General features: G+C 37.4%; 25 protein-coding genes and 1 tRNA gene. 4 read left to right on the forward strand and 22 right to left on the reverse strand.

From position 1 onward, the window contains the following. Nucleotides 1-326: 326 nt before the first annotated feature. The 9 genes from J3U71_RS10495 to J3U71_RS10535 form a co-directional block, all read right to left on the reverse strand. Nucleotides 327-890, reverse strand: coding sequence for a hypothetical protein (locus J3U71_RS10495; RefSeq protein ID WP_267394196.1), 564 nt, complete (start codon nt 888-890; stop codon nt 327-329). 17 nt (nt 891-907) lie between these two features. Continuing rightward, a complete protein-coding gene (locus tag J3U71_RS10500; protein ID WP_267394198.1) occupies nt 908-1,951 on the reverse strand; it encodes a helicase HerA domain-containing protein in 1,044 nt (347 codons plus the stop codon). Between the two features lie 3 nt (nt 1,952-1,954). Further along, on the reverse strand, nt 1,955-2,269 hold the full coding sequence (locus J3U71_RS10505; RefSeq protein ID WP_267394200.1) for a hypothetical protein: 315 nt from the start codon (nt 2,267-2,269) through the stop codon (nt 1,955-1,957). A 192-nt stretch (nt 2,270-2,461) separates the two neighbouring features. Then, nucleotides 2,462-3,943, reverse strand: a complete 1,482-nt coding sequence (locus tag J3U71_RS10510; protein WP_267394202.1) for a hypothetical protein — start codon at nt 3,941-3,943, stop codon at nt 2,462-2,464. A gap of 460 nt (nt 3,944-4,403) precedes the next feature. Continuing rightward, nucleotides 4,404-5,231 (reverse strand): hypothetical protein, encoded by an 828-nt coding sequence (locus J3U71_RS10515; RefSeq protein WP_267394204.1) that lies wholly within the window; start codon nt 5,229-5,231, stop codon nt 4,404-4,406. Between the two features lie 67 nt (nt 5,232-5,298). Next, complete coding sequence (locus J3U71_RS10520; protein WP_267394206.1) at nt 5,299-6,126, reverse strand: hypothetical protein; 828 nt, start codon at nt 6,124-6,126, stop codon at nt 5,299-5,301. Nucleotides 6,127-6,157: 31 nt separating this feature from the next. Continuing rightward, complete coding sequence (locus tag J3U71_RS10525) at nt 6,158-6,616, reverse strand: hypothetical protein (RefSeq protein WP_267394208.1); 459 nt, start codon at nt 6,614-6,616, stop codon at nt 6,158-6,160. A 294-nt stretch (nt 6,617-6,910) separates the two neighbouring features. Continuing rightward, nucleotides 6,911-6,983, reverse strand: a tRNA-Thr gene (locus J3U71_RS10530). 153 nt (nt 6,984-7,136) lie between these two features. After that, nucleotides 7,137-7,334, reverse strand: a complete 198-nt coding sequence (locus tag J3U71_RS10535; RefSeq protein WP_267394210.1) for a hypothetical protein — start codon at nt 7,332-7,334, stop codon at nt 7,137-7,139. Nucleotides 7,335-7,751: 417 nt separating this feature from the next. On the opposite strand from J3U71_RS10535, the gene J3U71_RS10540 reads away from it, so the two are divergent. Both J3U71_RS10540 and J3U71_RS10545 read left to right on the forward strand, forming a co-directional pair. Beyond that, nucleotides 7,752-8,453: an MgtC/SapB family protein gene (locus J3U71_RS10540; RefSeq protein WP_267394212.1), complete on the forward strand. Its 702-nt coding sequence runs from the start codon at nt 7,752-7,754 to the stop codon at nt 8,451-8,453. Nucleotides 8,454-8,571: 118 nt separating this feature from the next. Further along, the gene (locus J3U71_RS10545) at nt 8,572-9,771 is read left to right on the forward strand and encodes a DUF2974 domain-containing protein (RefSeq protein ID WP_267394215.1); all 1,200 of its coding nucleotides are present in this window, start codon (nt 8,572-8,574) and stop codon (nt 9,769-9,771) included. A 68-nt stretch (nt 9,772-9,839) separates the two neighbouring features. Here the strand turns inward: J3U71_RS10545 and J3U71_RS10550 are convergent, their stop codons facing one another. From J3U71_RS10550 to J3U71_RS10565, 4 genes are all read right to left on the reverse strand, one after another. Further along, nucleotides 9,840-9,998 (reverse strand): YtxH domain-containing protein, encoded by a 159-nt coding sequence (locus tag J3U71_RS10550; RefSeq protein WP_127326213.1) that lies wholly within the window; start codon nt 9,996-9,998, stop codon nt 9,840-9,842. Between the two features lie 169 nt (nt 9,999-10,167). Beyond that, entirely contained in the window at nt 10,168-11,553 is a 1,386-nt protein-coding gene (gene dnaB / locus J3U71_RS10555; protein WP_267394217.1) for a replicative DNA helicase, read from the reverse strand. 30 nt (nt 11,554-11,583) lie between these two features. Then, nucleotides 11,584-12,039: a 50S ribosomal protein L9 gene (gene rplI, locus J3U71_RS10560; RefSeq protein ID WP_267394220.1), complete on the reverse strand. Its 456-nt coding sequence runs from the start codon at nt 12,037-12,039 to the stop codon at nt 11,584-11,586. Between the two features lie 11 nt (nt 12,040-12,050). Continuing rightward, a complete protein-coding gene (locus J3U71_RS10565; RefSeq protein WP_267394222.1) occupies nt 12,051-14,072 on the reverse strand; it encodes a DHH family phosphoesterase in 2,022 nt (673 codons plus the stop codon). A 341-nt stretch (nt 14,073-14,413) separates the two neighbouring features. Between J3U71_RS10565 and J3U71_RS10570 the strand changes: the two genes are divergently transcribed. Both J3U71_RS10570 and J3U71_RS10575 read left to right on the forward strand, forming a co-directional pair. Next, on the forward strand, nt 14,414-14,812 hold the full coding sequence (locus J3U71_RS10570; RefSeq protein ID WP_103752647.1) for a MerR family transcriptional regulator: 399 nt from the start codon (nt 14,414-14,416) through the stop codon (nt 14,810-14,812). A gap of 16 nt (nt 14,813-14,828) precedes the next feature. Next, nucleotides 14,829-15,152, forward strand: coding sequence for a DUF4260 family protein (locus J3U71_RS10575; protein WP_267394225.1), 324 nt, complete (start codon nt 14,829-14,831; stop codon nt 15,150-15,152). A 113-nt stretch (nt 15,153-15,265) separates the two neighbouring features. Here the strand turns inward: J3U71_RS10575 and rpsR are convergent, their stop codons facing one another. The 9 genes from rpsR to dnaA all read right to left on the reverse strand — a co-directional run bounded on the left by rpsR (nt 15,266) and on the right by dnaA (nt 25,305). After that, nucleotides 15,266-15,502 carry a 30S ribosomal protein S18 gene (gene rpsR, locus J3U71_RS10580; RefSeq protein WP_090093298.1) on the reverse strand — a complete coding sequence of 79 codons (237 nt, stop codon included), beginning with the start codon at nt 15,500-15,502 and terminating at the stop codon, nt 15,266-15,268. Nucleotides 15,503-15,524: 22 nt separating this feature from the next. Beyond that, nucleotides 15,525-16,052: a single-stranded DNA-binding protein gene (ssb, locus tag J3U71_RS10585; protein ID WP_103752645.1), complete on the reverse strand. Its 528-nt coding sequence runs from the start codon at nt 16,050-16,052 to the stop codon at nt 15,525-15,527. A 50-nt stretch (nt 16,053-16,102) separates the two neighbouring features. Continuing rightward, the gene (gene rpsF / locus J3U71_RS10590; protein WP_220220418.1) at nt 16,103-16,399 is read right to left on the reverse strand and encodes a 30S ribosomal protein S6; all 297 of its coding nucleotides are present in this window, start codon (nt 16,397-16,399) and stop codon (nt 16,103-16,105) included. Between the two features lie 198 nt (nt 16,400-16,597). After that, nucleotides 16,598-19,087 carry a DNA gyrase subunit A gene (gene gyrA / locus J3U71_RS10595; RefSeq protein ID WP_103752643.1) on the reverse strand — a complete coding sequence of 830 codons (2,490 nt, stop codon included), beginning with the start codon at nt 19,085-19,087 and terminating at the stop codon, nt 16,598-16,600. A gap of 9 nt (nt 19,088-19,096) precedes the next feature. After that, nucleotides 19,097-21,061 carry a DNA topoisomerase (ATP-hydrolyzing) subunit B gene (gyrB, locus tag J3U71_RS10600; protein ID WP_103752642.1) on the reverse strand — a complete coding sequence of 655 codons (1,965 nt, stop codon included), beginning with the start codon at nt 21,059-21,061 and terminating at the stop codon, nt 19,097-19,099. After that, entirely contained in the window at nt 21,054-22,190 is a 1,137-nt protein-coding gene (recF, locus tag J3U71_RS10605; RefSeq protein WP_267394230.1) for a DNA replication/repair protein RecF, read from the reverse strand. Before recF ends, gyrB begins: the two co-directional genes overlap by 8 nt. 5 nt (nt 22,191-22,195) lie before the next feature. After that, entirely contained in the window at nt 22,196-22,417 is a 222-nt protein-coding gene (gene yaaA / locus J3U71_RS10610; protein ID WP_267394286.1) for a S4 domain-containing protein YaaA, read from the reverse strand. Nucleotides 22,418-22,634: 217 nt separating this feature from the next. Then, nucleotides 22,635-23,765, reverse strand: a complete 1,131-nt coding sequence (gene dnaN / locus J3U71_RS10615; RefSeq protein ID WP_267394232.1) for a DNA polymerase III subunit beta — start codon at nt 23,763-23,765, stop codon at nt 22,635-22,637. A gap of 172 nt (nt 23,766-23,937) precedes the next feature. Continuing rightward, nucleotides 23,938-25,305, reverse strand: a complete 1,368-nt coding sequence (gene dnaA / locus J3U71_RS10620) for a chromosomal replication initiator protein DnaA (protein WP_267394234.1) — start codon at nt 25,303-25,305, stop codon at nt 23,938-23,940. Nucleotides 25,306-25,710 lie beyond the last annotated feature (405 nt).

Here is a 25,710-nt window from a genome sequence, read left to right on the forward strand (position 1 = left end):
ATGATTATGGTTGATATACGCCCATTCGATTGCGCCAGAATTATCTAGTATATTAGGGAGTTCTTGGGACTTAACTTTCAAATGGATTAAATCCTGTACATACATGAACTGTCTGGCTCTAATTTCTTTCTTCATTCACGTCACCTCCTTTCTATTGTCTGCACAGTTGCACACTTCGTGACATTTAGATAACGAGCCCCTTAAATGTCACAGTTAGTAACTGATTGGAACTTCTCTCACAGTTGAAGCTTATTAACTCTTTTGTGCCTAATGTGGCGCTTTGCTGCTCCTTTGCTTGCGCAAAAGCAGCAGCGCCACAACGGCAGTTAATAACGAGTTGCTTCTACCTTGTAGTAATTTCCAGTTCGTTCATGTGATGAAAAAATATACTCTGGATTGTTTTCTTTAATTTGCATCAGAATCGTTGGCAATTCTTGGTCAAGATTATTGGTTGCACTTGATGTTTTTGGTAAAAACAGCCAAACTATTAGACTATTTTTTCGCTTGTCGATATACCAGCCTTGAAGTGCCTGATTGAAGGCTCTTTCAACAGGATCATTAATTGGTTGATTTTTCCATTCATTACCAACCTTAACCTGAGTAGTTTTTGGTTGTACTTTTGAAAATCTACGTAAATTATAGGTTTGAACTACCGAACTACAGTAATTTCGGAAGCTATTGCCGCGTTGGTACTTAATTGTTATCACTACCATTGCAAACAAGATTACTAACATCAATATAGTTGCTACAGTTACTGCTTGCTTAATATTATTAAGCAGACCGCTAACGCTGTAAGGTTGAATAAGGATTGTTATTAGTATCGCAACTATTTCAACTAAAGTTACTAATGGTAAATAATATCCAATTTCTAATTTTGAAATACTCTTCATAATAATTACTTCCTTTTTTAATATGTTGGTGCCAGAAATGGCAACACGTTGTATGGATGATCATCATCAACTATCTGGATTATTCCAGTACCCTGACCCATTGGGATTACTAATCCCGTGGGGTCGAGGTCTGGAAAGAGAAACTGGGTGGTTTTCTTGTTGATGTTACCCAGCTGGACGCTGACGTTGACCTGTTCCCTTACTGATGTTGGTACAGCGGTATGATCCAGCCTTTGGCCACATAGGATAAGATGCACCCTAGTGGCGCGACCAAGCAAGGCAATCTGCGATAACAACGCGAAGAACGAATCTTTAACAGACTTATTCAAGCCTTCGGTTAGGGCTAGGACTTCGTCAATTACGATTGTAATTGGCTTGAAATCCTGACTTTGATTATCATATAGAGCTGCCTGCCTGTTATAGATAGTATCCAGTGCCTTGCTTAATTCATCACTTACTGATGAAACATAATCAGACTTAGACGAATTTTCCATTGGATATAGTGCTTGAAAGCCATGATCTCTTGCCCAGCGACTAGGTTGATCTCGTTTGGGATCAATGATGATCAGCTCTGAAACATTAATCAAAGTAGCTAATAGATAAGTAAGGAAATAACTTTTCCCAGCGCCCGAATTACCAGCAATTGCTATACTGGTAACCTTGTCGAAGTTGATTGAGAAATCCTTCATTAATGGGATTATGTTGTCCTTACGCTTGGCGAAATAATTATCAAGGTTTTCAAACTTAAGCCTTTGAGCTGTGCCCTTTCTCCACGGGAAGTAAAGGCCTCGTCTTACTTCGATTGGATTGTCATACAATGGAACGAAGTAGATGCCATTCTGCTTGAGTACCGTATAGTTGGGATAGAGTGCTGCATTGGCTATCTGATATATGCGCTGATACAATTGATCATCTAATAGGTAGCCAGCGGGAAATCTAGGAATGAAGATGAAGCCATTATTCCTAATGCTAATATCAAAGCTGTTAGTATAGGTGGTTTCGCCTTCAATACCTAATGCCATATTGAGGCACCTAATGAGATATTGTCTAATATTCGTCATGTGCTACTTCACTTCTTTCAGTGAATCAGCCTTGAAGTACACTTTGTTGCGAACTTCACAAGCTTCAAGATTGTTGAAATTAACTTTTGATAAATAAACTGGTAGTTTAATTTGATTGTCAAACTTAACTTCAAAGGGCTCCTGTCCCTCTTGGCTAAACCAGGCTCTATATCCAATCACTACATCAGTTGGCCGATTGTCTTGCCATTTGTGCTGCACTTCCGGTTCTGTACTAAGACTATATATTGGTTGGTTATTATCAATATAGTTGTTGGCTGTATCAGCGGAGTAACCGCCGTTTCTTCTTATTGCTTTCATAATAAAAGCTCCTTTTTTTAAAAATTAATGGAGGGATTCCGATCCCAGCACAAGCTCTATTTCAGCTTGTAATTTTATTTTATAGTGTCTTTTTATAATTTTTTTGGAGAATTTCGGTTCACTCTGAATTTAAAATAAAAAAATCCAGCAGTATTTGATACTGCTGGATTAACAAACCTACTATATATAGTCTTAATTATTTAGTATTTGTTTGGCTGATTTTTCTACGGAACTAATAATCGCATTAATTTGGCCCGAAAGCTCATTATCAATTTTAGCTAAATCGGTAATTGGGATTGTCGTTTGCACCCAATTTTTACGACTATTCTTATTTATTTTTGATAATTCTTGCGGTAATTTTTCTTTCAAAATTTTCCGCAAGCTTAAATTGTCGATATCACTCTTTTTTGATTCGATATATTCGATTTTATCCTTAGCAAAACTATTACTTGCGAAATTGTTTGGTTGATATAGCCATTTTATTTTTTGATCAATATAAAATTTCATCTTTCCTTTAAAATAGTTAAACTTCGTTTCTACGGTATTGAAAGCATTGTAGTCTATTTTGACTTCTTGATTATTTTTAAAAAAAGCATGTGATTCTAATTCATCTATTAATGAAAACTTTTCTGTAAATTTAGGTTCAGAAATAGGATAATTTTCATCATTTTTAGCAAAATTATAATCTAAAATTGCATTAAATAATGTTTCGTTAATGTAGGTTTCGCGGTTATTTCTTGCTAGCCATTTTTTATTATTCATCTCAATTTGGCTACTGGATAATTCTATTTTTTGATATTTATTTGAATCTTCATTAATTAACTTTCTTATTTGCTTTCTGATCGCGTTTTTACCAATTTTAATGGCTGGTTTAGCCATTCTATTATTCAATGCCTCTAAGGCGTAGGTTACCGAATAGAATTTTTGATCTTGATTTTTGTTTTCGATAATTCCTGCATTTATTTCTTCATACTGATTAGTTCCTTTCTTTTTGTTATTTTGTAATTTGCTAATCCGATTTAGTATTTGCCAAATTTTCAATAAATAAGCAGAATCGATAACTTCCACGGTACTAGAAGTAGAAGTGTTAGTATCCATGGACTCAGAAGCACCGTCTAATGATTGTGGAATAAATTGGATTTTAGCAGCATTAATAGAATCAATATCTATATTATTTTTTTTGGCAAAAATTTTAAAATCATTGGCATCAGTGTGAATTTTCCGATAATCATTGAAATTATATGGATTTTTAATATAACCATATATTAACTCCCTTAAATTAAAAAATAACTTTCCCCTATCTAAGTTCAAATAAAAACCTTTAAACATAATTTCCTTGTAAATATTGTTTTCCTTAGTTTTATCAATTAGTTTGATTAATTTAGTTAAGTTTTTGACATTTATTAGCTCTACTTTATCCACATCCGCATCTTCTTCATTTTTAAATTTATCATGAGAGTTTTTGGCAAAATCAACTTCATTATGACTTGCTAAAATAAAATCAATGTTATTAGCAATTGAAAAAGACAATAATTCATCGTGGCTCCAGTTCTCATCAATAATAAAATTAAGTGCTGTTATTAGCCACTTTAAGATGCCATTAATACTAAATGTGACTGAGCCATTCATTAAGTCTAGATATGTTTGGGGAGCAAATTCTTTATATTTATACATTTTCAACATCTTTTATATATAATTTCCTATAAAAAAGGCGATTAGAATTTATCCTAATCGCCCCACCAGTATTGAAACTGGTTCAGTATGGTCATATAACTAAAACTAATGACCATAAATCAGCTACACATGAAAATCATGGCTTGCAGGAACTACCAGACCGAAGCATGATAGCACTGCAAATTACGTAGATAGAACAGTTTGCTAGTAGTTACTAAAACTACCAGTAACAACCGTATAATTAGAACGTCTTTTTCGTCCGCAAGCTGTCCAACGGACGGTAAGCAGATGAACCGCTTACAATTAAATTGTATATTATATATATACATAAATCAAGCAAAATTTCCATTAGTTGCAAGATATTAGAAATTAACTAACAATAATAGTTGAAAATAACAACAAACGAACATTACTCATTTGAGTCATTTTAGTCACCTTTCTTGAGATATTTTTGGTTTAATTAATAATCAACACGATTTTTGTATGGTTTGAAACTATGATAATAGTTTTTACCCTTAGTTTTATTTAAAGTACCGATTGATTTGTAGGTTACCTTTGCTGGTTTGAACTGATCAATATCTTCCGTACGAATGTAAACTACACCTAGATTACCATCAACAGAATAGCTATATACTGGATAGTAATCATGATTATCGTTCATATGGATGGCTGTTAGGCCAATGAAGAATCCTTGGTTCTTACCGTGGTCTTGACCGTCATATGAAAGCGTTAACTTTCTGTGACCGTCTTTTCGATCGCTATAAATAGTATTATTCTTCGTGTAATCACCTTCATATTCACCAGAATATTCATCATAGCCATTCCATGATTCAGCCAAAGAACCATAATAACACTCTACTGGTGCATGATTTTTCTTGAATTTGAATCCATAAGGCACATGGTAGAATTCAGCTGGAATAAGCATTTCGACACTGTCACTTTGATGTTCTATAATATATTGTTGACCATGTATATATCCAGCTCCAACAGCTGTAGCCCATTCACGTCCGGGGTTCATTGTAATATTTGCTAATTTATATGGTTTGCTAAGATAGGCATTACCAACATTATTGCCTGGTACCCATGATGCATAGAATTTTCGAGTTCCTATGTAATGCTTGCCAGGCACTTTTGATAGTTGCAATAATTTATTATAATCTTTTGTTTTTGCTGTTTGAAGTGATTCTGCACTAACAGTAGTAGTGTTGAGTGCAGTGGCAGTTACTTCAACAGAACCAAGTAAAGCACCTGCTAGTGCTAACTTAGTGATAACTTTTGTGAATTTCATTTTTATTTCTTCTTTCGTATGAAAATATAACATACGTGAAAACGTATTATTAACGTTTCTGATTTAATTAATAATCAACACGATTTCTATATGGTTTAAAACTATGGTAGTAATTTTTACCTTTTGTTTTATTAAGAGTCCCAATAGATTTATACGTAACCTTTGCTGGTTCGAATTGGTCAATATCTTCAGTGCGGATGTAGACTACGCCTAGATTACCGTTATTAGAATAACTGTATACTGGGTAGTAATCTTCACCATCATTCATATGAATGGCTGTTAAACCGATAAAGAATCCGGGATTCTTTTCACGGTTTTGACCATCATATGCTAGTGTTAACTTTCTATGACCGTCTTTGCGGTTACTGTAGATAGTATTTACACCAGTATAGCCAATCCCATATTCGTCTAAGTAATCATCATAACCATTGTACGATTCAGCCAATGAACCATAGTAGCATTCTACAGGTGCGTGGTTTCTTTTGAATCTAAACCCGTAAGGCACATGGTAAAATTCAGCTGGAATTAGCGTTTTTACACCGCCTTCATTTTGAGTAACAAAGAAAGCACGTCCGTGAATTGTACCTGCACCAATTGTACGGTCCCATTGACGTCCTGGATCAATCATTGGACCTGCTAATTTATATGGATTCATTCGATACCAATCACCAACATTATTACCTGGAACCCAATCATTGAAATAACGTGGTTTTGTATATGTAATTCCTATTTTATTAGCCAATTTTTGCATTTTGTTATAATCTTTAGTTTTTGAAGTTGGGAGCATTGTATGAGCACTGATAGTAGTAGTATTTAGTGCAATTGTAGTTACTCCAACAGAGCCAAGTAACGCACTCGCAAGTGCTAACTTAGTAATAATTTTTGTGAATTTCATTTTGAATTCTTCTTTCGTATTTTTTTTAGCACTATTTTTTTACTTTAGTAAAGTTATTAAATCCGCCGTGATAGCCTAAAGTTAGAACTTTGCCGCTCATCTGTAAATAATTATCATCTCGGTATGGACCGTGTCCTTTCAGGACTGGTTGACCATTCTGAAGTGAAACTAACCTAATAATATGGCTCCGGTGGTCATAACCAGAAGGAACATAGCCAATGAAATGCCATTTTACTTTCTTTGCTGAAACTTTCATTTTCATCGCTGGCACAGCCATATTCTTGTTAATATGTTTTGACTCAAATGAGTATTGTGGTTTTGATTTCCATGTGCCACGCATTTTCTTAGGAATTGTTATGCTAGATGCATGAACCTGATTAGTACCCAGATTATTAGTATTGTTTTTTTCTGCATAGGCTCCTATCCCAAGTAGCAAAGTCATAAAAACAACTGCAATTATTGGTTTAATTACTTTTTTCATTTGATTCATTTCTTTTCTTCTTTTCTAAAAATCCAACTACAACGTTACCAATATATTTAGTATACTATTATATTTTTTTCTGGATTGGAAAATATTAATGTGCACATTCCTGCACACGTAAAAGTGACTAATAACCTTGATATACCAGCTTTTATTTCTATCTAAGAGTTTTTTCACGGAACACGCTATTTTGCGTGTTCCGTTTGTGTTCTTTATTATCTTTTATAAACAAAAATTAACCTTAACTTACCTGCGTAAAACGTTGATAAATTAAGGTTAATGAATTTAAATAATTCTTATTTATGCTGACTAGAGGATTCGAACCTCCGACCTCATCATTACTAGTGACGTGCTCTGCCAACTGAGCTAAGTCAGCATTGTCAAACTCGACAACGATATTTATTAAACCATATCAGTTAGCTTTACGCAAGTACTTTTCACCAGTAAATTTATTTTTTTGTTGCAAAAAAGCGCTTTTGTTGCCAGCTAAACTTAAAAATCGCTATTTCAATCTAATTTACAAATAATTTTACTCGCTTACTGCTGCTTGTTTTGGCTCTTCGATTTTCATGAAGAGCTGAACAACAAAAGTCACGATTGCAGCAATTGCTGCTAAAATTATTGTTGCACGCAGTTCCTCAAAATTGATTTCTGCTGCATCATTGGAAATAATCTTGCGCTGTGTTACACAGTGCAAGGATTTTTCAACTTTATCTTGACTACCCACTATTCAAGAACTTTTTGGGCAAAAAGTCTATCATCCATTCGCTTAACCCCTAAGCATTAACATTAATTTTCCTGCATCAAATTTTGCTATTCGTAAAAGCTGTCCTTAAATATTTACGTTTACAATCACCTATTGTTCTATCTTTTCAATGATTTATTAACTAACGAAGTCGTCAAACATCCAAAGCCAATTAAATATTAGTTAATTAATTATTTACTGCGACCATAGTAAGTAATTTCTCAAGATTACTTAAAAAACAAATTCACTTTACTAATCTATTGAGGCTTAGGACTTCAATGATTTCATTGATCCTTTCAGTCTAATTTTCATAAACATTTAAAAAACTATATTCTAATACTATTTATTTTAGAGTATAATATAACGTGATTTATTTAGAAATGGAGTGATATTGATATAATGGCAAATATAGCACCGATTAATGCCCAATTGCCTTGGTTATTAAGGTTGTTGGTAGCCTCTTTATGCGGGGCCTTAATCGGCTATGAGCGAGCAATACAGAGAAAAAGCGCTGGTGTCAGAACCCACATCGTTGTCGCATTTTCATCTGCGCTATTTATGATCGTTTCCAAGTACGGATTCTATGATGTGATAAAAACTTCCGGCATAGAATTTGATGCCTCACGTATAGCGGCGCAAATTGTATCTGGTATTTCATTTATTGGTGCCGGAACAATCTTGATCAAAAAAGATCAGGTTTCTGGATTGACTACAGCTGCAGGCATCTGGGCAACAGCCGCAATTGGTATGGCTATTGGTTCTGGATTATACTTCTTAGGCATTTTGGCTACAGCCCTGTTATTTGTTATTCAGATGCTATTTCATGATGATAATATTATTGATAAAATCATCATGCATATCCGGTTTAATGTTCAAATTGAGGCAGTTAATCGACCCCATATTTTGGAAACAATTCAACATGAATTAGCTGCAAATCATGTTGAAAATGCCTCTGTCAAAATATTATTTGTTAGTGATGAAAAGATTATTTTCTTTGCCGATGGTATTATTAATAATAATATTGATGAAAATGATATTATTATGGCTTTGCGGAAATATCCTGACATTAAACGAATCAGTTACGATAGTCTCGGTAAATAACTGAATGTTTTACAATAAGCAATAGAAATTAACTATTGCTTATTTTTTGTTTGCAAAAATCAAATTAGCTACAATGGCTGCTGAAAAGTGGTAATTTTAATAAAAAGGAGTAATTTTTATGGCTGGTCCACTTGATTATTTACGTTGGCGCGGTGATCTTACTTTCGCAGAAAAGCCTTTTAACAGTATCGATGCCGCTTTATTATCTTCATTAGTTTATCTTCCCGCAGATGATTCTAGCATTGGACACACATTAGCTGAATTAGCAGAAAAACTGCGTAATTTGGCATCTTTTCAGCACCAAATGCATTCTGAAACTGCTGCAGAAATTATCTTACTTGCCGAAAGTCCTAGAATTGGCAATATTAAAATTCTTGACTGGACTGACAGGCTAGAAGACGACCCGTATCCACTACAATTCAGTGCTGCAACATTTTCAATTACAAAGGATACCATTGCTATCGCCTTTCGTGGTACTGATGGCACCATGATTGGTTGGAAAGAAGATATGCGCATGAACTATTTGCCGGAAATTTACGGTCAAAGCGTAGCGGCAAAATATTTGGAAGAAATCGCGACCAAGTTACCTGAAAAGCGAATTTATCTCTTGGGTCATTCAAAAGGCGGGAATTTTGCCCAATATGCCCTAAGTGCTGCTAAGCCCGAAACACAAGAAAGAGTGGTTAAAGCGCTTAGTTTTGATGGTCCGGGATTTTTCCATAAGGTTTATACTAGTCCCGGTTTTGTCCAGGCAATGCCTAAAATGAAAACCTACATTCCACAGAGTTCAATCTTTGGTGCAATGCTTGACCATCCTGAGCAAACAATTGTTGTCAAAAGTACGGCGGCAATGCGCAACCAGCATGACCCGCGACGCTGGTCAGTTGGTCGTGACAGTTTTACCCTGGCAAAAGGATTATCTTCTGGCAGTCGTGTACTCCGTCATGCTCTAATTAACTTTAATCATTCCATTCCCAAAGAAGAACGCGGTGAAGCATTTTCTGATTTATTCGAAGCCTTTGAAAATGCCGATATTGAGGAAGCACATCAGCTAACAAATAATAAACTGGTTGGAACTTACCGTTTTAGTCGGGTCTTTTTATCACTTGAGCCCCAAGAGCGTAAGTTAATTGCTCAAATTTTAGGTAAGATTTGGGATTCCTATAAAAATAATATGACACTGCCGTTGATGGCTAATAATTATGAACTCTATCCTAAGAGTAATGATTCAAATAAGGCTCCTGTCTTTTACGAATTTTATGATCCGGAGCACCCTAATTTGGAGTTGCCCCCAGAAGTTAAAAACAAATTACGTTAGCAATTAGTTTCACGTGTAACACAAAAAAGAGTTGAGGAAATATTCCTCAACTCTTTTTTTACCAAGTATTATTTTTTCATATTATCCTTGGCGTCATCGACTTTATCTTTGACATTGTCAGCAGCATCTTGGGCTTTGTCTTTCATATCACCTGCAGCTTGCTGTACCTTACCCTTTAATTCTTTAGCTTTTCCTGCTACTTTATCTTTAAATCCTTTATCAGCCATAATTCTAGGTCCTTTCCTAAAAAATAAGCAAAATAATCTATTTACACCTTAATAGTACAATCTTAAATTAACTAAGTCATTAAATATGCTTTATTTTTGGATTGATATCCAGAATAGCAGCTGTAATAATAGTTTTTTTATATGTTAGGTACAAATTATATAGTATTGTTTACTGATCGGGTTGATCGTGACTATAATCGAGGTTTGAAAAGCGGTTATATGGCTTAGAGAACATTAATTTAACCGTCCCCCGGCTACCAGACCGGTTCTTTTCAATAATGACTTCTACTTCACCATTATCATCTTCTGCACCAACTTCTTGTTGATCATCACCATCTTCCTCATTTTCATCGCGGTAATAATCATCCCGGTACAAAAAAGAGACAATATCGGCATCCTGTTCAATAGAACCAGATTCACGGATATCAGATAAGACAGGCCGCTTGTCCTGTCGCTGCTCGACTGAACGTGATAACTGAGACAGAGCAATAACCGGCACATGTAGTTCTTTAGCCAATTTTTTCAATTGCCGCGAAATTGCCGAGACTTCTTGTTGGCGTGATTCGCTGCGTGGTCCTTCAATCAGCTGCAGATAATCGATCACAATTAAGCCTAAGTTGCCTTTTTCCTTGGCAAGTCGGCGAGCCTGTGCCCTAATCTCACTCATTTTAATTCCTGGCGTATCATCAATATAGATGCTGGCATTAGCCAAAGAGCCAGACGCTACGATCAATTTGCGCCACTCCTCTTCGTCCAATTGACCAGTCCTTAGATGCTGCGAATTAATTAGGCCTTCAGAGGCTAGCATTCTTTGTACCAGCTGTTTCCCACTCATTTCCAAAGAAAACATGGCAACCGTTTTGTCAGTATGCAACCCAACATACTGAGCAACATTCAGTGCAAAAGAAGTTTTACCAACACCTGGACGGGCAGCAATAATAATTAATTCATCATCGTGGAATCCCGTAGTCATTTTATCTAGTTCGACAAAGCCTGTGGGCAGACCAGTAACCATGTTGCCGTCTTCAGGAATACTATTGATTTCTTCAATTGCGGCATTAACAATATCCTTGATTCCCCGAAAGCCATTTGCATTGTTTTCCGAAGAAACATTCATGATCTCACTTTCGGCATCATCTAGAATTGCAGTAACATCGTCTGAATCCTGCATTGCGTTCGAAATGATTTTTTGACTGGCAGAAATAAGCCGCCGCAATAATGCCTTACGGTGAACAATCTTGGCATAATAAACGATATGAGCAGCCGTAGGAGTGGCAATGGCAAGTTCCGAAACATAAGCAATTCCGCCAATATCATCCAGCTGATTCTTTTTGGTTAATTCATCTTGTAAAGTTAGCGGATCAATTGCATCTTCGCGATCCGATAAATCAAGCATTGCTTGAAAGATTAATTGATTAGCTTTTTTATAAAAGTCACCCGGCTCAACCTCCGCGCTGGCGTCGGCAATTGCCTCTGGATCAATAAAAATTGCACCTAAAACGGCTTTTTCCGCTTCATCATCGTGCGGTATTTGTTGCGAAACGATATTATCCATTAATCATGACCACTTTTTATTAAATTAAAGTTATTCCTGTTCAGTAACGTGGACACGAATTTTGCCCTCTATGCCCTTAAATAACTTAACAGGTACATTTGTATAGCCTAAGGTTTTAATTGGCTCAGGCAGGTTTAATTTGCGCTTGTCGAGCTTAATTCCGAACTGATTCTCTAAGCCCTCAACAATTTTCTTACCGGAAATTGAACCAAAAAGACGTGAATCTGAACCAGCCTTTGACTTAAAGTTGACTACAGTTTCATCTTGGTCAAGCTGAGCCTTAATTTTTTCAGCTTCTGCCTTTTCACTTTCGTAAGCAGCCTTTTCATTGGCCTCTACACGCTCTAAAGTATGCATGTTGGCCTTATTAGCCTCTTTAGCTAAACCGCGTTTTAATAAAAAGTTTTGGGCGTAGCCATCTGGAACGTTCTTAACTTCACCACGTTTGCCGCGGCCTTTAACATCTTTAGTAAAAATAACTTTCATTTTGCTTACCTCTATTCATTTTCTTTTTCATAAGTATCAACTGCATTAAGCAGTTTGGCAAGTGCCTCTTGAACTGTAACACCCTTAATTTGCGTTGCAGCATTAGATAAATGGCCGCCACCGCCTAATTTTTCCATAATTAGCTGGACATTGATTTCGCCCATCGAACGAGCAGAAATGCTAATGGTGTCTTTACTGCGCCGAGTAATTGCAAAACTAGCTTCAACATTTTCCAAATCAAGTGCCGTATCCGCAGCTTGAGCAGTAATTATCGGGTCAATAATCTGGTCATCATCACCGCACAAAACAGCCATTTTTGGCCTAATCATTTTTAGGCTGCTGACTAGGCGTGTGCGCTCAAGGAAACTATCGATATCCTCCTTAAGCAGCTCGCTTACGCCAACAGAGCTAGCACCAATTGAGCGCAGATAGCTCGCCGCATCAAATGTCCGCGTTCCCGTTCTTAGCGAGAATTCACGTGAATCAACCGTAATACCAGCTAGCATTGCTGTCGCTTCCAAATCGGTCAAGACCCGCTGGCCTGAACTTGGTTGTTGGTATTCTACCATTTCAGTGACAAGTTCACATGCTGACGAGGCATAGGGCTCAACGTATGTCAGCATAGGATTTTCAGGGAATTCTTCACCGCGGCGGTGGTGATCAATTACAATAATGCGATTCTTCAACCGGTCGTATAAATCTTTTGAATAAGTAATCGAATATTTTGAATGATCAACCATAACTAGCATTGACTTGTCAGTTAAACTTTCCAAAGCATCGTCTGGCGAGATAAACATATCGGTGTCTTCCTTAACTTTTTGCATCTTGGCAACTAACCGGCCAACATCATAGTTTGTCTTATTGACGTCTAGCACAAAGTTCGCCTTAACATTATGCAATCTGGCAATCTTAACGACACCAATTCCACTACCCACTGAATCCATATCGGGATTAGCATGACCAACAACAAAAACCCGGTCAGCTTCTTTAAACAATTCACTAATTGCTTGGGAAACCATTCGTGCACGCACACGTGTCCGTTTTTCCATTGGATTAGATTTACCGCCATAAAAACGCGCGGCCTTTCCAGGTTGACTTAAAACAACCTGGTCACCGCCTCGTCCTAAAGCCAAGTCAAGGTTAGACTGGGCTTGGTCAGCCAATTCGGTAATTAAACTACTGCCAAAAGCAATCCCAATCGATAAGGTCAATGGCGTATTATTACGGCTGGTTTCTAGCCGCATTTTATCCAAAACGGAAAACTTATCTTTTTCCATTTTAGCTAAATCCTGCATATGTAACAGTAGCAAGAAATGATCCTCATCAATCCGCTTAAGGTAGGCATTGTAATTTTTGGCGTAATCACTCAGAGTATTTTGCACATAAGAACTCGTAGTCGTAAGTTCCTGATCATGCATCGTTTCGCTTAGTTCATCGTAATTATCAATAAATACTTGGCCAATTGCTAACAACTCATTATTATATTTCTGTTCAATTTTCGCATAACGCGTAATATCAAGTAAATAGATCACACCCAAATTATTCTGGATGACCATTTCAAATTGGTGACCATCCCAATTCACAACGTGATTTTCAGCAGTTTTAGCCTTTAACAAATCATCAATTAACTTATCTAAATCTGGATCAACTGATTTAATCGTGTGTCCAATCAGGTCTTCATCTTTTAAATAAAGCTGTAAATATGGATTTACCCACTGAATTTGTCTGTCCTTGTCATACAGCAAGATGCCAAGAGGCATTTTAATCATCGCTTCTTGTTCGCTGCGCTTAATCCGATAAGACAAACTGACAGCAAAGTTATTCGCGTTACCAGCAAGTATATAAGCACCATAAACGGTACAAGCAACGGTCAAAATAAAAATTAGTACCATTGCCAAACCGAATAATGGATTCATGATCATCGCAACAATACTGCCTAAAAGTGACAGTGCCAAGATGATAATGACAGAAGCTGTCAAACGTGAATCCTTGATAAAAGCAGGAAATTCAAGCTTACGTAAAAAATCTTTCATGTAAGATCCTTCCTAAATTAATGTATAGTACATCATTATTATTATACCTTGTAATCACTTGATAAGAAACTCCTGAATATTAAGCTTTTATTGCTGCTAAGAAGTAGCAGGTACCGGGTTATCTTTAAATTAAGCTAAAATCGACTATTATCGCAGGCTGGAGCAGGCTGCTTGCTTTCCTTGCATCATTCTAATAAAAATTGGTGCTTAAAAATTAAAGTCGGCAAAACAGCGGATAAAAAGACACCTAGCTGGTGGTACTAGGCGCTATTTTTATATTATTAATTCTTGACATTGGAGTATACTCCAATGTGATACTGAATTCATGGAGGCTTTGAATAATGAAAATTGCTGCATTCGCTAAACTAGTAAATATTAGTACTGATACCCTGCGTTACTATGAAAAAATTGGGCTATTGCATCCCCAACGTAACAGAAACGGCTACAGAGACTACACTGATGCCGATGCTGCATTAATGAAGTTTATTACCAATCTGCGTCACGCACAGCTAAAGTTACCAGAAGTTAAACAAGCTGTTGCCTTATATCAAAGCCCTAAAAGCAATTACTGCGACAAAGAGACCTTAAAACTAGTAACGAAAAAAGCACAGGATTGTCAGCAACAAGCCATTTTTTATACCAAAATGACAAAAATTCTAGCTGAACTTAAAAACAAAATTGAAGAAGAAGCCTCCATTGACGAAATCGAAAATAGCTTAAAACAGTTAGGCGAATTATAAACTGGAAGGAAAAAATATGATTGCTTATCTTCGTAAATTGGACTATCTTGCCGCACTAATTTTTCTATTAGTAGCATACTGGAAAAACGATGGTTCATTACTATTTTTTATTGCCTGGTACCTAGTTTTTGATCTTGGGGCAGCTGGCTATGCAATATCGCCTCAGGTGGGAAATGTTCTTTATAATCTCGGCCATTTACTTGTATTTCCGTTAATCTTTTTGACCATTTTGGCTTTGTTCCCCCATTTAAGAACAACCCAGTTAATCAACTTTAACCTAATATGGCTGGCACATATCTGCTTAGACCGGACATTTGGCTGGGGCTTAATGCCGCGATAAAGAATAATTTTAGTATTGGGCGGAAATTAGCTGCCGCTTTACAAAAAAATATTTAATAAAACACAAAAAAGGCGGAAAATTAACTTTTCCGCCTTTTATTTTATTTGACTTAATTAGTCTTCAGTAACGAATGGCAACAAGCCCATAATGCGAGCTCTTTCGATTGCCTTAGCTACTTTACGTTGATTCTTAGCGCTAGTGCCAGTGACACGACGTGGTAAGATTTTACCTCTTTCGGAGATAAAACGTTTCAACAGATCAACGTCCTTGTAGTCAACGTAATCAATGTGGTTGGCTGCGATAAAGTCAACCTTACGACGACGATGGCCGCCTCTTCTTTGTTGAGCCATATCCTAGGTCCTTTCTTTAAAATTAGAATGGAAGATCATCATCAGAAATATCAATCGTGTCACCCGAACCAGCAAATGGATCTTGGGTATTATCAGATTGATTACTGCTATTTAGCGGATTATTCTGATTAGATGGTCCCATGTTTGGCGAATTATTGGTATTTTGATTACCAAAATTGCCGTTATCAGTTGGTGTAAAGCCACCATTTTGACCACGGGCTTCACGATCTTTACGTGATTCAAGCAATGCAAAGTTATCAACGACAACTTCGGTCACATATACTCTTTGCCCATCTTTATTATCGTAACTTCTGGTTTGAATTCGGCCGTCAATACCAACAAGTGATCCTTTAGACGTAAAGTTACAGAAATTTTCTGCTGCTTTTCGCCAAATTACACAGCTAATAAAATCCGCACCTCTCTCGCCTTGAGCGTTAGTATACTGACGATCAACGGCAAGAGTAAACGTAGCAACCGAGATTCCACTCCCAGTAGTACGTAATTCAGGATCACGTGTTAAACGGCCAACAAGTACAACTCGATTAATCATACTTTAGGTCCTTCCTTTCCTAAATCACGAAAACGATAAGTTACTATTTTTTATTCGCCAACTTTGACAGTCATTGAACGCAAAACAGCAGTGTCAATCTTAGATAAACGGTCAAATTCGTTAACTGCGTCAGCGTTGTCTGCAGTGAAAGTCATAACGTGATAAGTTCCCTCACGGTATTTGTTAATTTCATATGCGAAATGACGCTTTTCCCAGTCTTTTGACTCAACCATCGTACCACCATTATCGGCAATAACCTTATCATAGTTTTCAACTAGCGCCTTTTTTGATTCTTCATCAATATCAGGCTTAATAATATAAGTTATTTCATACTTAGTAGTTGTCATTACTAGTGCACCTCCTTTTGGACTAAATGGTTCTTGCTAAAAATTCAAGAACAAGGAGTAATTTAGTTTTATTACTCGCAAGCACTAATTTTAGCACAGAAACAAAAAATTACCAAACTATCTTCACGTGATCCTACAAGGAATTTTTTCATCCCTCATAATTAAATACGCAAAAAAGTCTGATAATTTTTTTCTTAATTATTCTTCTGATTCAGCAGTTGTTTCTTCGTCATTTGCAACTTCTTGGTCTTCTTCAGCAGGCACAACAGCAAGACTTGCAACCTTACTACCATCACCAACTTTAATCAAGCGAACACCAATTGTGCTTCGACCAGTTTGAGAAACATCCGTAATCTTAAAGCGGATCATAATTCCGTCATCCGTAATGACCATAATATCCTGTGAACCATCTACTACAGTAACGCCAGACAATGGTCCATTCTTTTCCGTGACATTCGCAGTCTTAATTCCTTTACCGCCACGGCCTTTAACCGGATACTCACTAGCACTGGTCCGTTTGCCGTAACCTTTTTCAGAAATGACTAAAACTTCATCGCTATCCTTAACGACACCGGAACCGACTACATAGTCATGATCACGAAGATTAATTCCCCGGACACCAGCAGCAGTTCGTCCCATAGAGCGGACAGTTGTTTCGTTAAAGCGAACAGCATAGCCCAAATGAGTACCAATTAAGATATCTTGCTTACCATCGGTTGGTAAGACATTACTCAATTCATCACCATCGCGCAGCGTTAGAGCAATTAAACCACTATTTCTGATATTGGCAAATTCACTAACGTGGGTCCGTTTGACAGTTCCCATCTTGGTAATGAAGAAGAGGTACTTATCATCTGCATCTTCAGGTATATTAATGATTGTCTGGATTTTTTCGCCCTTCTCAAACTGAAGGAGATTGACAATCGGCAAACCCTTAGCTGTCCGACCAAATTCAGGAATTTCGTAAGCTTTCTTAGAGTAGACTTTTCCCTTATTAGTAAAGAATAACAATAAATCATGCGTGCTTGAATACATTAAGTTTTCGATGAAGTCACCATCTTTAATGCCCATGCCTTTAATCCCTTTACCACCACGGTTTTGGGTCTTAAATTCATTAATCAGCATCCGCTTAATGTAGCCACTGTGAGTCAAGGTTAACAAGACATCTTGTTTTTCGATCAAATCTTCATCTTCAATCGAAACAACTTCTCCTTCGCCAATCTTGGTTCGGCGATCATCACCAAAGCGCTTTTGAATATCAAGCAGTTCGTCATAAATAATCTCGTTAATTCGCTCTGGTCGTGCAAGAATATCTTGGTAGTCCGCAATTTTGGCTTTTAATTCTTTATATTCAGCTTCAACTTTATCGCGTTCCAGTCCAGTCAGGCGAACTAACCGCATATCCAGGATTGCTTGCGACTGCTTGTCATCTAATCCAAACCGACTGATTAACGCGGCTTTAGCAATATCACTTGATTCACTTTGACGAATAATATGAACAATTTCATCAATGTGATCTAGTGCAATCTTCAAACCTTCAAGAATATGAGCTCTAGCTTCAGCTTTAGCAAGATCGAACTTGGTTCTTCTAGTAACAACATCTTCTTGGTGTTGTAAGTAGTATTGCAGCATTTCCTTTAAGCTTAGGAAATGTGGTGCGCCATCAACAATTGCCACCATGTTCATGCCGAAGTTAGCCTGCATCTGTGTCTGCTTGAATAAATTATTCAAAATAACACTTGCGCTGGCATCACGCCGAACATCTATGGTAATTCGCATCCCAGATTGGTCGGATTCATCACGAACACCGGTAATTCCGTCAATTGTCTTAGAACGAGCTAAATCAGCAATCTTCTTTACTAATTCAGCCTTATTGACCAAGTACGGAATCTCAGTAACTACAATTCGCTCACGGCCACTTTTTTCGGTTTCAATATTAGTATTAGCCCGAACAACAATGTTGCCCCGGCCGGTTTCATAAGCGCGGTAAATACCGCCTCGGCCCATAATTGTTCCGCCAGTTGGAAAATCTGGTCCCGGAATTGCCTTCATCAACTCTTTAGTAGTTATTTCTGGATTGTCCATCAACATATGCAATCCTTGAATAACTTCAGAAAGGTTATGTGGTGGAATATTCGTGGTCATACCAACGGCAATTCCACTTGTCCCGTTGACAAGCAGGTTAGGAATCCTAGCTGGTAAAACAACTGGTTCATTTTCAGAGTCATCGTAGTTACGTTGCCAATCAATAGTATTTTTATTGATATCACGCAGCATTTCAACCGCGATTTTACTCATTCGTGCCTCGGTATAACGCATTGCGGCTGGTTCATCACCATCGACCGAACCAAAGTTACCGTGACCGTCCACCAGCATATACCGGTAGCTAAAATCTTGTGCCATGTGCGCCATCGCCAAATAAATTGAGGAATCACCGTGGGGGTGAAACTTACCCATAACTTCCCCAACTATTCTGGCCGATTTCTTATATGGTTTATCAGGTGTAACGCCTAATTCGCTCATTCCGTAAAGAATACGACGCTGGACTGGTTTCAAACCATCGCGAACATCAGGCAAAGCCCGTGCTACGATAACTGACATCGCATAATCCAAAAATGAACTATTCATCACGTTGGTCAAGTCAACGTTTCTTATTCTGTGATCTTGACTTTGGTTGTCGTTATCCATTTAAACCTCCTAAGCATCCAAGTTTTCAACGTACTTAGCGTTGCTTTCAATGAAACTACGTCTCGGTGCGACTTCGTTACCCATGAGTAATTCAAACACCTCATCGACATTTTTGGCATATTCCGGACTAACCCGATCTAGCCGCCTATTTTCAGGATTCATGGTTGTTTCCCATAATTGTTCTGGGTCCATTTCACCTAATCCCTTATACCGCTGAACCGTTGGCTTTGGACTTGGCTGCAAGCTGCCTAGGTAGTCATGCAATTCCTCATCAGTATCTAAATATCTGATTACTTTGCCTTGACGAACTTGGTATAGAGGCGGACGAGCGATATAGACATATCCTTTGTCGATCATTGGACGCATATAGTTGTAAAAGAGTGTTAACAGCAGCGTTCTAATATGGGCCCCGTCGACATCGGCATCAGTCATAATAATCAGCTTATGGTAACGGGCCTTAGAAACATCGAAATCAGCTCCAAAACCAGTTCCTAATGCCGTAAATAATGACCGAATTTCTTCATTGGCCAAAATACGATCCATCGAAGCTTTTTCAACATTCAGAATTTTACCACGAATCGGTAAAATTGCTTGTGTTAATCTTGAACGACCTTGCTTAGCAGAACCGCCGGCTGAATTACCCTCGACAATGAATAATTCTGAAATACTTGGATCATTACTTGTATTATCTGCCAATTTCCCTGGCAAATTAGCAATTTCTAAGCCTGATTTCTTTCGGGTAACTTCACGAGCACGCTTAGCAGCAGTTCTAGCACGTTCAGCTAACTGTGCTTTTTCAACAATCTTTCGGCCAACTTGCGGATTTTCCATTAAGAAAGCATTGAAAGTTTCAGAAAATGCCCGGTCAACTGCCGTTCTAGCATCGGAATTACCTAATTTGGTCTTAGTCTGACCTTCGAATTGTGGGTTTGGGTGCTTAACAGAAACGATTGCTGTCATACCCTCACGAATATCTTCACCAGACAAATTATCATCATTATCTTTCAGTAATTTAGTCTTATGAGCATAATCGTTAACTACACGCGTTAAGGCTGTCTTGAACCCTGCTTCATGCATTCCGCCTTCATAGGTATGAATGTTATTAGCAAAAGTCATCAAGGTTGTTTTATAACCCTTAGTATATTGCAAAGAAACTTCGACATTAATGTCGCTGAAAGTCCCCTCTACATAAATTGGTTTATCAAATAAAACTTCATTATCACGATTTAGGAACGAAACGTATTCTTGAATACCACCCTCGTAGTGATAAACATCCGTTTCGGCGCTATCTTTTCGCTTATCCGTAAACGTCAGCTTTAAGCCTTTATTCAAAAAGGCTAATTCACGTATTCTATTTTTTAAGATTTTATCATCAAATGAAGTAGTTTCAGTGAAGATATCAGGATCTGGGAAGAAGTGAACAATTGTACCATGATCAGTCAACGGCACAGTACCAGTCATTTTCATTTCATGATCAACACGACCATGATCAAAGTCAATAAAGTACTTTTTGCCATCACGCATTGTTGTAACATCCAGCTTGGTTGATAATGCATTAACTACTGAAGCACCAACACCGTGCAATCCACCAGATACTTTATAGCCGCCACCGCCGAACTTACCACCAGCGTGAAGAACAGTAAAGACAGTTTCAAGCGCTGGACGACCAGTCTTTTTCTCAATGTCAACTGGAATTCCCCGTCCATCATCTTGAACAGTTACGCTACCATCTTCATTGATGGTAACTTCGATCTTAGTTGCAAAGCCTGCCAAGCTCTCATCAATACCATTATCAATTATTTCCCAAACTAGGTGGTGCAAGCCTTGAGAACTTGTGGAGCCAATATACATACCCGGCCGTTTACGAACAGCTTCAAGCCCGCCTAAAACTTGAATTTGGCTGGCATTATATTTATCAGCTTCTTTTTCATATTGCTTGATTTGGTCGAGGTTGTCTTTCTTCTGATCAGCCATTCAATTTCCCCTCTTCTAAATAAATCTTCCCTGATTTAATCCGGTATATCTTAGGCTTTTTAATTATTTCCCAGGAAATACCTTCGAGATCTGTTGTTGTAATAAAAGTTTGTGTCTTACCATGAATGTAGTTGAGCAGAGCACTTTGACGGTCATGATCAAGCTCACTCATTACATCATCGAGTAAAAGTAATGGATATTCGGCAGTTAAATGATGTACTAATTGGATTTCCGCAAGTTTAACACTAAGCGCAATTGTTCGCTGTTGGCCTTGCGAGCCATATAAATGTGCATCCTTGCCATCTAATTCAAATTCAATATCATCACGATGAGGTCCACTAAGAGTTGTTTTTTTCAGTAATTCGACCTTTTGATTTTTTTGGTAATTAGCAAGTAGTTTGCGATATACCTCTTCGACACTATCAGATTCAGTTACTTCCTTGACTGATGGTCGATAATGAAGTGTCAATTTTTCATTGCTGGAACTTATGTGTTCATATGCATTTTGAGCATAACGATCTAAGTACTTTAAAAATTTAAATCGCCGAACAATCACTTCAGCTGCAACCCCAGCCAATTGATCGGACAAAACATCTAAAAACATCATGTCCCGTGCTTGTCCTTTTGCCAGTAATTTCAGATAGTTATTTTTTTGTTGCAATACCTGTCTGTATTTACCGGCAAAATAAAGATATTCCGAATTAATCTGGCCAAATTCTTGATCCATAAAGCGCCGCCTTTGTGTCGGTGCTCCTTTAATCAAATCTAAATCTTCTGGAGAAAACAAAATTGCATTTAACTGTCCAACATACTTTGACAGTTTGGCTTGTTCGATCCGATTAACCCAGACTTTTTTACCCTTTTTGGTAATTAATACCCTTAAGGATAAATCAATTTGGCTTTTATATACATGGCCAGAAATATTTGCATAATCCTGGTCAAAAGCAATTAATTCTTTATCACTACTTGTCCGATGTGATCTCGTTAATGCCAAAAAGTAAATCGCCTCAAGCAGATTAGTCTTGCCCTGCGCATTTTGCCCGATAAAAATATTGACATTGGGATCAAAAACTACGTCTAATTGCTGTAAATTACGATAATTTTGTGCAATAAAGTGCTTGAGATACATTCAGGTTACCAAAATTCATATCTTTCTTGGGCAACTTCAATCTGATCGCCAGGTCTAATCTTTTTCCCACGGCGATTTTCCTTAATCCCATTCAAGATAACGGGATTTTCTTGCAGATACCACTTAGCTTGACCACCAGAAGAAATGATACTTTCTTCTTTTAAAAATTGACTGAGAGTGACATACTCACCCTTTACCTTAAACTCTTTGATAATATCCACCTTCATCACTTTAATTACCTATAGTTAAGTATATGCGTTTCACAGGTAAAATACAACTTTAAGCGCAATATAAAGCCCTATAAACGATTTTTTTATAAATAAACGTATCACAGTGAATGACAGTAAAAATAGAATAAGACGCCTTTTTTGTCTATTTTGAGAAAATTGCCAAAGAAAAGACCATCATTTCGATGGCCTTTTTCATTATTAACTAAAAGTTTGTTTAAAAAGTTCTAACTGGTGTGATTAATTGCACAAAGTCGATATCATCTTTATCTGGATTTACAGTGAAAGGCCGCAGTGGCTGGGTAAATTCCATTACAACCGAATCAGTTACCGAAGCTCGCAAAGCATCACGCAAATAATCAGGGTTGAAGGAAATCTTTAAGTTCTTGCCTTCCAATTTCTTAAAGGCAACATCTTCTTCTACGTTACCAATTTCTGCCGATTCACCCGATAATTTAGCTGTTTGGTTTTCAGTATCTAGGGTTAAATCAACAACATTGTTGCGGCCAGCGTGAGTTAACAGACTTGCACGGTCAAGTGCGCTAGAAAGCTCAGCTAAATCAAATTCAACACTTGTCGTGCTTTCGCTTGGAATCAAGCGTTCAGTATCAGGGTAGCTGCCCTCAAGCAAACGTGAATAGAACAGAATATTACCAATTTCAAAGAGTACTTGATTTTCACCCGGACAAACTTTAATTTCTGGATCAGTTTCCCCGATAATACGTGCTAATTCAAGCAGGCTTTTACCAGGAATAATTAAGTCAGTTTTAGCTTGTGGTCCATTTTCTAACGTCAATGCGCGACTCGAAAGCCGATGTGAATCGGTCGCTACAGCGTGAATCCGCTCAGGGCCAAAGTCAAAGTGAACACCTGTTAAAACCAGACGACTTTCCTGGGTTGCAACTGCAAATTGGGTTTCATTAATGATTTCACGGAAAGTTTTTCCTGAGATGATAAAAGAGGACTCGTCAGGAATTTCCGGTAATCTTGGGTAGTTATTGGCATCAAGACCATTAATCGTGAATTCACTATTTTCAGAGATGATTTGTGTTTGGAAACTCTCTTTTACTTCAAGTGAAAATTCCTTACCCGGCAAACGTCTAATAATTTCACTGAAAAACCGAGCTGGTAACACAATTGCACCAGTTGATTCAACAGTTAAATCTTCACTTACCGGAATTCTAATTTCGATTGAAATGTCAGAATCACTACCAGTTAAAAGAAGTTCATCCTTAGTTAAGTTGAGTTTAATTCCGCTTAATATTGGTATCGTAGCGCGAGAAGAAATAGCATGCATTACATTGTTTAGATTGTCAACGAACAGATTTCTGTTTACGGTAAATTTCATTTGTTACCTCCTAGATTAGCATTTGTTTTATTTATTAATTATATATTTAATTAAGTAGTATTAGTAGGTCCTGTGATTTCTGTTGAAAAACTTAATTTGCCCTAAAATAACGTAATTATGACGGTTAAGAAAATGTGTACAAGACTGAAAGTTTTCCACACTTAAGCACTTTTTAGCGATCAAGCATTTGCTTCAAATCAAAAACTGCTGTTTTGACATCTGAGTCCGTTTTTATTTCGCGACTAATTTTATCGCAAGCATGCATCACCGTTGTGTGGTCCTTGCCGCCAAATTCTTGACCGATTTTAGGTAAGCTGGAATCAGTTAATTCACGAGACAGGTACATTGCAATTTGGCGCGGTACGACAATCTGCCTTACCCGCTTTTTTCCTTTCAATTCATAAGTTGAAGTTTGGAAATAATTAGCAACGACTTCTTGGATTTTAGAAATTTGTAAGCCTTGATTTTTTTGTACCAGTTTTAGATCTGCTAGGGCTTCGCGAGCTAAATTGACGTTGATGTCTTCATGCTCAATTGTTGCATGCGCCTGGACTTTAACCAAGGCACCCTCAAGCTCACGAATATTGGTATCAACTTGTGAAGCAATGTAATCGAGTGTGCTGTCATCAATAATGAGATTTTCAGCCTCGGCTTTTTTCCGCAAGATTGCAATTCGCGTTTCCAGATCGGGTGGCGTAATTTCAACTTGCAGCCCCCAGGTAAACCGAGATACCAGTCTTTCGGACAAGTCAGGAATTTCGGTTGGCAGCCGGTCACTCGTCATAACAATCTGTTTTTGATCGTTATAGAGCGTTTCAAAAGTATGGAAGAATTCTTCTTGAATGCCCTCTTTTTTGGCAAAAAATTGGATATCATCGACTAACAATAAGTCGCAGGTACGATATTTTTCCCGGAATTGATCCTGCGTTTTATTTTTAATGGAATTAATGAAGTCGTTAACAAAGGTTTCACTTTGGATATAAACGACTTTCGCATTCGGTCGTTCTGCCAGCATTTGGTGACCAATCGCTTGCATCAAGTGTGTTTTACCTAGACCCACGCCACCAAAGATAAAAAGCGGATTGTAAAAACTACCAGGACTATCGGCAACAGCTAAAGCAGCACCTGCTGCAAGTTTATTTCCTTCACCTTGAACAAAGTTATCGAAAGTATATTTATCATTCAGCTTAAGATTGCGGACAAATGCATTGGTTTCTTGTCTTTGCGTCTTTTCATGTAATGGCTGTGTTTGCGGCTTTGGGGTTACGAGCCGTTCAGTACTGCTATCGCCTTCGATCTGAAAAACAGGAATCACTTCAATATTGGCATATCCGTATGCTGACTGAATGAGCTGCGTAGACAAATTCTTTTCCCAATATCCTTTAGTAACCGGATTTTGGACGGCAATTTTTAGTTCATGAGTTTCCTTATCATAGGAAACGGGTTTAGTATTTTTAAACCAAGCATTGTAGGCAACTTCATTAAAACGTTCACGCATTTCATCGTTAAAATGCTGCCAAAATTTATTGATGTCAAACAAAATAAGTCCCTCCGATAACGTTAAGCAAAACTTATTGTACCATCTAAATAAAATGTTTTCCACAAGTGAATAACATTAATCCAAAATCAACAAGTTGTGGATAGATATTTTAGAAAGATACACAAATTTTGCGAGAAATAAATCTTGAAATGAGAAATTTGCAGGTAATCCTGTGGATTGTTTTTATTAATTTACCAGTAAAAGAGATGAATAAGGCTGCGAGATATCCACATGCTGTGAATATCTTTTTTAACAGGTTGTGTCTTGTGGATAAACTTGTGTAAACTGCTGTGTTTAATAAATTGTGGATAAAAAATGCCGGTCTTTTGTAAACAAGAGCAATCAAAAATAGGTGTTCAACTTTTTAGCCAAAAATTTTGTTTCCCTTTGTTCTTCCTAAATAAA

The sequence above is a fragment of the Lactobacillus sp. B4015 genome, assembly GCF_026536055.1.
GTDB lineage: Bacteria > Bacillota > Bacilli > Lactobacillales > Lactobacillaceae > Lactobacillus > Lactobacillus panisapium.

What these genes read in the sequence shown, in the direction of transcription:
- ssb (WP_103752645.1), bottom strand. Translation starts at nt 16,052, where the DNA reads ATGATTAATCGAGTTGTACTTGTTGGCCGTTTAACACGTGATCCTGAA.
- J3U71_RS10570 (WP_103752647.1), top strand. Translation starts at nt 14,414, where the DNA reads ATGAAAATTGCTGCATTCGCTAAACTAGTAAATATTAGTACTGATACC.
- J3U71_RS10575 (WP_267394225.1), top strand. Translation starts at nt 14,829, where the DNA reads ATGATTGCTTATCTTCGTAAATTGGACTATCTTGCCGCACTAATTTTT.
- J3U71_RS10515 (WP_267394204.1), bottom strand. Translation starts at nt 5,231, where the DNA reads ATGAAATTCACAAAAGTTATCACTAAGTTAGCACTAGCAGGTGCTTTA.
- recF (WP_267394230.1), bottom strand. Translation starts at nt 22,190, where the DNA reads ATGTATCTCAAGCACTTTATTGCACAAAATTATCGTAATTTACAGCAA.
- J3U71_RS10495 (WP_267394196.1), bottom strand. Translation starts at nt 890, where the DNA reads ATGAAGAGTATTTCAAAATTAGAAATTGGATATTATTTACCATTAGTA.
- J3U71_RS10545 (WP_267394215.1), top strand. Translation starts at nt 8,572, where the DNA reads ATGGCTGGTCCACTTGATTATTTACGTTGGCGCGGTGATCTTACTTTC.
- gyrA (WP_103752643.1), bottom strand. Translation starts at nt 19,087, where the DNA reads ATGGATAACGACAACCAAAGTCAAGATCACAGAATAAGAAACGTTGAC.
- J3U71_RS10500 (WP_267394198.1), bottom strand. Translation starts at nt 1,951, where the DNA reads ATGACGAATATTAGACAATATCTCATTAGGTGCCTCAATATGGCATTA.
- rplI (WP_267394220.1), bottom strand. Translation starts at nt 12,039, where the DNA reads ATGAAAGTTATTTTTACTAAAGATGTTAAAGGCCGCGGCAAACGTGGT.
- dnaN (WP_267394232.1), bottom strand. Translation starts at nt 23,765, where the DNA reads ATGAAATTTACCGTAAACAGAAATCTGTTCGTTGACAATCTAAACAAT.
- J3U71_RS10520 (WP_267394206.1), bottom strand. Translation starts at nt 6,126, where the DNA reads ATGAAATTCACAAAAATTATTACTAAGTTAGCACTTGCGAGTGCGTTA.
- dnaB (WP_267394217.1), bottom strand. Translation starts at nt 11,553, where the DNA reads ATGGATAATATCGTTTCGCAACAAATACCGCACGATGATGAAGCGGAA.
- gyrB (WP_103752642.1), bottom strand. Translation starts at nt 21,061, where the DNA reads ATGGCTGATCAGAAGAAAGACAACCTCGACCAAATCAAGCAATATGAA.
- rpsR (WP_090093298.1), bottom strand. Translation starts at nt 15,502, where the DNA reads ATGGCTCAACAAAGAAGAGGCGGCCATCGTCGTCGTAAGGTTGACTTT.
- yaaA (WP_267394286.1), bottom strand. Translation starts at nt 22,417, where the DNA reads ATGAAGGTGGATATTATCAAAGAGTTTAAGGTAAAGGGTGAGTATGTC.
- J3U71_RS10550 (WP_127326213.1), bottom strand. Translation starts at nt 9,998, where the DNA reads ATGGCTGATAAAGGATTTAAAGATAAAGTAGCAGGAAAAGCTAAAGAA.
- J3U71_RS10540 (WP_267394212.1), top strand. Translation starts at nt 7,752, where the DNA reads ATGGCAAATATAGCACCGATTAATGCCCAATTGCCTTGGTTATTAAGG.
- J3U71_RS10505 (WP_267394200.1), bottom strand. Translation starts at nt 2,269, where the DNA reads ATGAAAGCAATAAGAAGAAACGGCGGTTACTCCGCTGATACAGCCAAC.
- J3U71_RS10565 (WP_267394222.1), bottom strand. Translation starts at nt 14,072, where the DNA reads ATGAAAGATTTTTTACGTAAGCTTGAATTTCCTGCTTTTATCAAGGAT.
- rpsF (WP_220220418.1), bottom strand. Translation starts at nt 16,399, where the DNA reads ATGACAACTACTAAGTATGAAATAACTTATATTATTAAGCCTGATATT.
- J3U71_RS10525 (WP_267394208.1), bottom strand. Translation starts at nt 6,616, where the DNA reads ATGAATCAAATGAAAAAAGTAATTAAACCAATAATTGCAGTTGTTTTT.
- J3U71_RS10510 (WP_267394202.1), bottom strand. Translation starts at nt 3,943, where the DNA reads ATGTATAAATATAAAGAATTTGCTCCCCAAACATATCTAGACTTAATG.